5 protein-coding genes are annotated in these 5,769 nt (G+C 57.5%); 2 read left to right on the forward strand and 3 right to left on the reverse strand.

What is annotated here, in order from left to right; translation table 11 throughout:
* Positions 1 to 145 precede the first annotated feature (145 nt).
* The 3 genes from sat to NW819_RS05375 form a co-directional block, all read right to left on the reverse strand.
* Positions 146 to 1,336, reverse strand: a complete 1,191-nt coding sequence (sat, locus tag NW819_RS05365; protein ID WP_414413120.1) for a sulfate adenylyltransferase — start codon at positions 1,334 to 1,336, stop codon at positions 146 to 148.
* Positions 1,337 to 1,510: 174 nt separating this feature from the next.
* Entirely contained in the window at positions 1,511 to 1,879 is a 369-nt protein-coding gene (locus tag NW819_RS05370) for a hypothetical protein (protein WP_414413121.1), read from the reverse strand.
* A gap of 140 nt (positions 1,880 to 2,019) precedes the next feature.
* On the reverse strand, positions 2,020 to 2,802 hold the full coding sequence (locus tag NW819_RS05375; RefSeq protein ID WP_414413122.1) for a ParA family protein: 783 nt from the start codon (positions 2,800 to 2,802) through the stop codon (positions 2,020 to 2,022).
* A 131-nt stretch (positions 2,803 to 2,933) separates the two neighbouring features.
* Between NW819_RS05375 and NW819_RS05380 the strand changes: the two genes are divergently transcribed.
* Positions 2,934 to 4,220, forward strand: coding sequence for a glucose-1-phosphate adenylyltransferase (locus NW819_RS05380; RefSeq protein WP_414388059.1), 1,287 nt, complete (start codon positions 2,934 to 2,936; stop codon positions 4,218 to 4,220).
* A 135-nt stretch (positions 4,221 to 4,355) separates the two neighbouring features.
* The coding region (locus NW819_RS05385; protein ID WP_414413123.1) for an ABC1 kinase family protein at positions 4,356 to 5,769 on the forward strand (1,414 nt) is incomplete at its 3' end.

Consider the following 5,769-nt stretch of genomic DNA (forward strand, 5'->3'; position numbering starts at 1 on the left):
GCTCCTGCGATTTCTAGCTGATACTCGACTGGAATCTGGTTCAAGTTCAACTTTCAATACAACTTTTTTTCAATACAACTTTCAATACAGAGGGTCTGGTCTGTCCCAGGCCCTTTTTGACTGCCACTTAGGGAGATTCCCAGGGTTAACCCCGCTCTCGCATGGCTTCGGCCAGCAGCCGGGCCACTTCTGGTCGAGAAAACTCCGGCGGGGGCACTTCACCGCGGCGCAGCATTTCCCGCACCTTGGTACCTGAGAGGTGAATGCGCTGGTGAGGCTGGCTGGGGCTGGTCTTGGCCGTGGCCATGGTGCCGGTGACGGTGCAATAGAAAGCATGTTCAAACTTCAAGGGAATGATGCCCAGCTCCCCCGGCTGGAACTCATCGAAAATGTGTTGGGCATCGTAGGTACCGTAGTAGTTCCCCACCCCGGCGTGATCCCGCCCCACAATGAAATGGGTACAGCCATAGTTTTTGCGAATGAGAGCATGGAAAATAGCCTCGCGGGGGCCGGCGTAGCGCATCGACGCAGGGTTGATGGCCAAGATCACCCGCTCCTTGGGGTAGTACTTTTCGATCAACACCTCGTAGCAGCGCATGCGCACATCGGCGGGAATGTCGTCGCTTTTGGTAGCCCCCACCAGCGGGTGCAAAAATAGCCCGTCCACAATCTCCAAGGCACATTTTTGGATGTATTCATGGGCGCGGTGGATGGGGTTGCGGGTTTGGAAGCCTACAATGGTTCTCCAGTCTCTTTCCCGAAACAGTTGCCGCGATTGGGCCGGGTCAATCTGGTAGGCCGGAAAAAGAGGGTGGGGATCCCGCTGCAGGAGGGTGACGGGGCCGGCCAAATAGACGGATCCCTGCTCGTAGAGCACCTTTACCCCTGGATGTTGCTCATCGGTGGTGCGATAAACTTGCCGGGCTTCGCGGGTTTTGTCGTAGGTAAATTTCTCCGTCAGCTCCAGTAGGCCCAGGATCTTGCCCTCGGCACTGGCCAAGGCAATCATTTGCCCCTCTTTCAGACCCGCTGCCACTTCTGAGGAGACCGGCAGGGTGACCGGCAGCGACCAAGCCAAGCCATTGGCCAGGTGCATCGTTTCCAGAACGGCCTGGTAGTCTTCCCGCCCCATAAACCCCGTTAGCGGGCTGAAGCCCCCAATGGCGATCATCTCCAGATCCGATTGGGCCCGCTCGTCGAGATAGAGGATGGGGCAATGTTCGGCTTTGGAACGCAGCTCCTGCGCCTGCTCAGGCGGGGCAATGCGGTTGATCAGGGTGCCCCCGTGGGGCGGAATGGCATCACCAGAAGGGAGAGTCGATGGAGATTGGCTCATGAGAAGGGCACTGAGAACAAAGGTTATCCAATCCAATATCCAACTATCGAACTATCGGATCCCAGATCCCCAGAAAGTGGGGAAGAAAGCACAGGTCGGGCTGAAAACAGGAGGGAGCAGAACAGGTGGAGACCCCATCCAGGCTCACACCCTCAGGGATCCCTTCCATCCCAGTCAATCCAGCAGATAGGGAGGCATGCTTTCATCAGTGGCTGATACATTGTCGAAGATGGGCCGATTCATGATCTTCTTTTGCGCGTGCAGAGGCGAGGATTGGGGTTTGGGCTGAATGATGGGGGCTTGCTCTTTGGGTTTCCGTAACTCCTGGATGGTTTTGGCCCGCTCGTCCGCAACCGCTTGCAACTGCGCCAGCGCCTTTTGCAATTCGTCCCGATGGGCAGTAACCTGCTGCAATTGAGCTTGCAGGGCAGAGACTTTGTTTTGGTAGTCCTGCAAGAGTTGTTGAGCTTCGGCCAGTTGGCTTTTGAGGGCTGCAATTTCCGGCAATTCTGGGGTTGGTTCTGGGGGAGACTGAGAAGACATCGTTGTCGGCTCCTCGCCTGTGGGAGTAGACTCTGCGGAGGTGGGCTCTGAACTGGTTTTAGCACTGGCCTTGCGCCGAATTCCGCCAGAGCGGCGGGAAGTTTCCCCCGACGAAGGAAAGAGGCTACGGTCAGATCCAGTCACAAGAGCACCTCGCGTTCAACCAACTGTAGCAGCCGCTGACACACCGCCGACCCAGGCCGATAGTCCATCACCGTCAAGCCGTAGTCAAAAGCAATGCGCAAATCGCTGCTATCTGGAATAGTAACGGGTGAAAGCACATCCGCAAAAATCTGTTGCGCTTGCACATACAATTGCCCGGTATGGGATCCCGACCAAATGCCCCCCGGCAGATAGCGGTCATCCAGCATTGTCAAAATGGCGCGGGCGTGGCTGAGCTGGCCTTTCAGGGCCTCAATGTAGCGCAAGGTTACTTCCGTGCAGGAGAAATCGGCGCGGTTGAGCCGTGTCGGGATCAACACCCGCTGGGCCACCCGCAGGGCATTGGCGGTGAGGGCATTCAGTTCTCCCGGCGTATCGAGAAAGATGAAGTCGTAGTCCGGCAGCAAGGGATCCAGTTGGCGCTGCAACAGATTCTGCCCCATCTCTCCAGCAGCAGCCAGTTGGGCCGCCACTTCCGCCATGGTGCTGTGGGAGGGCGCCACATCTACCCCCTTGTCGGTGCAGTAGATCACCTCTTCCAGAGGACGTTGGTGTTGCGGGTGTAAGCTGGCCCAAACCGTTTCCGGTGCCGGCAAGGATCCGGCCTCTTCCAAGTAGAGACTGCTGGCGGTGGCCTGGGACGTGAGATCGATGAGCAAAACTCGGTATCCCCGCTGGGCCGTCAACTGAGCCGCGTGGACGCAGAGGGTGGACTTGCCGGTGCCCCCTTTGTTGTTGGTAAAGGCCAGGATGCGCGCCATCAGCTCTCCCTGCATTCTGTCTTGCCAACTTGTTCCCCTTTCCGAGCAGCCCGGCCAGATCCGACAGGACAGCCGTTTAGGTGGCCCCGCAGCAGTCTATGCTATTGGGTGTAGCCTGGTGGAGGACAACCATGCGCGATGTACTGGCGATCATCTTGGGAGGTGGGCGTGGCACCCGACTTTATCCCCTGACCAAGCGCCGCGCCAAACCCGCTGTGCCCCTGGCCGGCAAATACCGCCTCATCGACATCCCGGTCAGCAACTGCATCAACTCCGACATCGAAAAAATCTACGTCCTCACCCAGTTCAACTCTGCCTCTCTGAACCGCCACATCGTCAACACCTACCGCTTGTCTCCCTTTACAGGCGGCTTTGTGGACGTTTTGGCGGCCCAACAAACCCCTGACAATCCCGATTGGTTCCAAGGCACCGCCGATGCCGTTCGCCAATACCTCTGGCTGATGGACTCCTGGAAGCCGCGGGACTTCCTCATCCTATCTGGGGATCACCTCTACCGCATGGACTACCGCCCCTTCATCCAGCATCACCGGCAGGTTGGGGCCGATGTGACGCTGGCGGTGCTCCCCTGTGAAGAAAAAGTGGCCTCGGGTTTTGGCTTGCTCAAGCTTGGCGAGAACGGTTGCATCGTCGATTTCAAGGAAAAGCCAATAGGAGATCTGCTGAAAGCCTGTCAGGTGGACACCCAAGCCCTCGGCCTCAGCCCGGAAGAAGCCAAAGCCAAGCCCTACATCGCCTCCATGGGCATCTATGTATTCAAGCGAGAAGCTCTGATCGAGATGCTCAAAGTCAAGGAGCACACCGACTTTGGCAAAGAGGTGCTGCCGGCAGCCATCGGCAAGTACCATCTGCAAGCCTACCTCTTCAAGGGTTACTGGGAAGACATCGGCACCATCGAGGCTTTTTACCGGGCCAACCTGGCACTGGTGCAGCAGCCCAACCCGCCCTTCAGCTTCTTCGACAGCGAAATGCCCATCTACACCCGCCCGCGCTTTTTGCCCCCCAACAAAATCCTCGACTCCCAGATCGTCAACTCCATGATCGCCGATGGCTGCATCATCAAAAACGCCCAAATTCGCAACTCCATCATCGGCATTCGCAGCCGCTTGGAGGCCAACACCATCATCGAAAACACCCTGGTGATGGGAGCCGATTACTACGAGTCGGCAGAAGAGCGGCAGGCCAGGCTGGAGGAAGGGATCCCACCGGTGGGCATCGGGGCCAACTCTCACATTGTCAACGCCATCGTGGATAAGAATGCCCGCATTGGGCGCAATGTCCGCATCCTCAACAAGGATCACGTCACCGAAGCGCAGCGGGAAGAGGAAGGGATCTGGATCAGCAACGGCATCGTCACCATCATCAAAGACTCGGTGATCCCGGACAACACCATCATTTGAGGGGGAAACAGGCCGGCCCTGGCCGAGAAGGGGGCAGGATGGGGCTGACAGGCCCTTGCGCAGAAACGGCGAGGCTTTTTCTGTTAAGATGGATACCGAGAGCTTTAAAACAAAAGACTGTGAGATCGCTGGAGTGTGTTTAGTAGAATTTCATCCGTTGCCGCTTTGGAAGTTTACGATCCGCAATTGATCTGCCGTTATTACCGCTGGCGCCTGCCCCAAGTGATCGGTCGGGCGCTGGCCATTCTCTGGCCTTTCTTGTGGTTTGTCCTCTGTTTGCGCTGGGATCAACTGTGGGGACACACTGATCGCAATGTGGGACGGCGCTCGGTGCAGTTGCGAAAGCTGCTCACCGACCTGGGGCCAACGTTCATCAAGGTGGGGCAGGCCCTCTCCACCCGCCCCGATCTGGTGCGCAAAGACTACCTAGAAGAACTCACCCAACTGCAAGATCAACTGCCGCCATTTCCTTCCGAGCAAGCATTTGCCCGCATCGAATCCGAGTTGGGCCGTCCGATTGCCGAGATCTTTGCCCAGATCTCTCCAGAGCCGGTGGCTGCTGCCAGTTTGGGCCAGGTTTACAAAGCGCAGTTGCACAGCGGCGAATGGGTGGCGGTGAAGGTGCAGCGACCCCATCTGCGAGAGCAGTTGAGCCTGGATCTGTACCTGATTCGCTGGGCCTCGACATGGCTGGGCCCCTGGCTGCCCTTGAACCTGGGCAGTACTTTGACGGCGGTGGTGGATGAGTTTGGCCGCAAGCTTTTTGAAGAGATCGACTACCTGCACGAAGGGCGAAACTGCGAGCGCTTCGCCGAATACTTCCGCGACGATCCGGATGTGTACGTGCCGCGCATCTTTTGGGCTTACAGCACCCGCCGGGTTCTGACCCTGGAGTGGATCGACGGCATCAAGCTGACGGATGTGGAGCGCATTCGAGCAGCCAACCTGGAGGTGAAACAATTGGTGCGCATCGGGGTGGTTGCTGCCCTCAAGCAATTGCTGGAATACGGCTTTTTCCACGCGGATCCCCATCCGGGCAACCTGTTCGCCCTGGCCGATGGTCGCTTGGCCTACATCGATTTCGGCATGATGGATCAGCTTACCGAGGAAATGAAGGAGTACTTGGTGGATGCTCTGGTTCACCTGGTGGATCGCGACTACAACGCCCTGATCGATGACTTTATTCATCTGGGCTTTTTGCAGTCGGATGTCGGCCGCCAAGAGCTGATCCCCGCCTTGGAAAAGGTGCTGGCAGACGTGCTGACCCAAGAGGTGGTCAACTTTAACTTCAAAACGGCCACAGATCAGTTCTCCGACTTGATGTACCGCTACCCCTTTCAGGTGCCCTCCCACTTTGCTCTGGTGATCCGCTCTTTGGTGACCCAAGAGGGAGTAGCCCTCAGCCTCTATCCCCAGTTCCGCATCGTCGGTGTGGCCTATCCCTATGTGGCCAAGCGCCTGCTGACGGATGAATCGCCGCGTATTCGCCAACGGCTGCTGCAAGTGTTGATCAAGGATGGTAAGTTCCGCTGGAACCGCCTGGAGAACC

Source organism: Synechococcus sp. R8-2, from assembly GCF_047461715.1.
Lineage (GTDB): Bacteria > Cyanobacteriota > Cyanobacteriia > Thermostichales > Thermostichaceae > Thermostichus.